The organism is Streptomyces sp. P5F9 (assembly GCF_057961495.1).
Map to the genome: position 1 here is coordinate 1 of NZ_JBXVPZ010000846.1, position 1,864 is coordinate 1,864.

Genomic DNA, 1,864 nt, shown 5'->3' on the forward strand with positions numbered 1-1,864 from the left:
CGGGGGACGTCTGCCGGGGCCGGGGCGTTCATCAATCGTTTATCGCCGCACGGCACTCTTCTGGGTATCGGGCCGTCGCGTCGGGGGGCAGACGGACCGGCGGTGAGGCCGCCACTTCCGAGATCTAGAGTGGCGGCTCCAGCGGCCCATCCGGTCATCCTCGGGGGAGTGACCGGATGGGCCCGCGACAGTCTGAACGCGATCTCCAACGAGGGGCAGCACGATGAGCGACATCACGAACGACGACGGCACGGTCACGCCCGACAACACCCACATCACCGACACCAAGCTGACCGGCGACCTCAAGCCGCTCAACACGCACATCACGGACGTCGAGAGCGTCGTGGCCGCGGACGACGACGGCACGGCCACACCGGACAACACGCACATCACGTCCGAACCCAGCTAGACCATCTCCCAGCACGGGGGATCGGCCGCGACTGCTCCGGGGGGAGCCGTCGCGGCCGATGTGTGTCCGTCAGACAGTCATCACCTGAACGTCGTACTGCGTGATCCACTTGTCGCGCGTCACCAGCGTCATGCCCGTGATGGGCAGGCTGGTGAACTGACTGTCGCGAACCCGTTCGGCCAGGTCTTCCGGCCCGTCCAGCTTCCCCAGGGACTGCTTGACGGCGATCTCCCACGGCGTCACCGCACTCACGTACACGCCGGGCTCCGTGTCGAGCAGGAGTCGCATCAGCGCATCCCGAAGGCGTCGGCGATGTCGTCCGGGAGGGTGTCGAAGGCGTCCGGGATATGGATCTGTCCCCGGAGCGACCCCCGTCCCGACCGCCTCACCTTGGGCCGCAGCGGAACCACCTGGGCCACCGGCTCCCCCGCCTTGCTGATCACGACCTCCTCTCCCCTCGCGACCTGCTCCATGATGCGGGAGAAGTGCGTCTTGGCCTCATGCACGTTGTACTGCCGGGCTGCTTCCACGACTGCCTCACGATCAGCGGAACCAATGGGTGGACCAAGCGTGCCCCACCCCCTGGCTCGCACCACACCGTTTTGTCCACCACCCTCTGAGGACACCCCGACCGGGGCTGCCCATCACCCCCGCAGCTCCCCCTTCACCACCTTCCCACTGGCGTTCCGAGGCAGCTCCCCCACGAACTCCACCAACCGCGGCACCTTGTAGTTCGCCATCTCCCGCCGCGCCCAGGCGATCAGGTCGTCGCCGGTCAGCGTCACGTCCGGACGCCGTACGACGTACGCCTTGCCGACCTCGCCGAGCCGCGCGTCCGGAATGCCGATCACCGCCACGTCCGCCACGTCGGGATGGACGCCGAGGAGCTGTTCTATCTCCGCCGGGTACGCGTTGAAGCCGCCGACGATGAACATGTCCTTGATGCGGTCGGTGATGCGCAGGTTGCCCTCGTCGTCCAGGACGCCGACGTCGCCGGTGCGCAGCCAGCCGTCCTCGCCCAGGACCTCGGCCGTGGCCGCCGCGTCCTCGTAGTAGCCGCGCATGACGTTGAAGCCCCGGACCAGCACCTCGCCCGGGGTGCCGGGAGGCGCCTCCACCCGGACCTCGGTCCCCGGAATCGCGCGCCCCGACGTCGACGCGATGACCGCCGGATCGTCCCCTCGCCGGCACATCGTCACGATGCCGCTGGCCTCCGAGAGGCCGTACGCCGTCAGCACCGTCCCCACGCCCAGCTCGCCCCGCAGCCGTTCCACCAGGCGCAACGGCACCACCGCCGCGCCGGTGACCACGAGCCGCAGCGCCGAGAGGTCGTGCGCGTCCCGGGCGGGGTGGTCGAGGAGGGACTGGTGGAGAGTGGGCGGGCCGGGGAGGACGGACACCCGTTCCGCGGCGATGTTCGCGAGCACCGTGTCGACGTTGAACACCGGCTGCGGG

At 69.3% G+C, this 1,864-nt stretch carries 4 protein-coding genes; 1 reads left to right on the forward strand and 3 read right to left on the reverse strand.

Annotated features, from left to right (window positions below):
- The first annotated feature begins 223 nt into the window (after window positions 1-223).
- A complete protein-coding gene (locus tag AC31A1_RS50795; protein WP_489659815.1) occupies window positions 224-409 on the forward strand; it encodes a hypothetical protein in 186 nt (61 codons plus the stop codon).
- 69 nt (window positions 410-478) lie between these two features.
- Here AC31A1_RS50795 and AC31A1_RS50800 read toward each other — a convergent pair whose 3' ends face one another.
- From AC31A1_RS50800 to AC31A1_RS50810, 3 genes are all read right to left on the reverse strand, one after another.
- Window positions 479-697 carry a PIN domain-containing protein gene (locus AC31A1_RS50800; protein ID WP_489659816.1) on the reverse strand — a complete coding sequence of 73 codons (219 nt, stop codon included), beginning with the start codon at window positions 695-697 and terminating at the stop codon, window positions 479-481.
- On the reverse strand, window positions 697-939 hold the full coding sequence (locus AC31A1_RS50805) for a type II toxin-antitoxin system Phd/YefM family antitoxin (protein ID WP_489659817.1): 243 nt from the start codon (window positions 937-939) through the stop codon (window positions 697-699). The genes AC31A1_RS50800 and AC31A1_RS50805 overlap by 1 nt, the downstream gene beginning before the upstream one ends.
- Before the next feature lie 114 nt (window positions 940-1,053).
- Window positions 1,054-1,864, reverse strand: an 811-nt coding sequence (locus AC31A1_RS50810) for an AMP-binding protein (RefSeq protein ID WP_489659818.1), incomplete at its 5' end; no start/stop codon positions are given.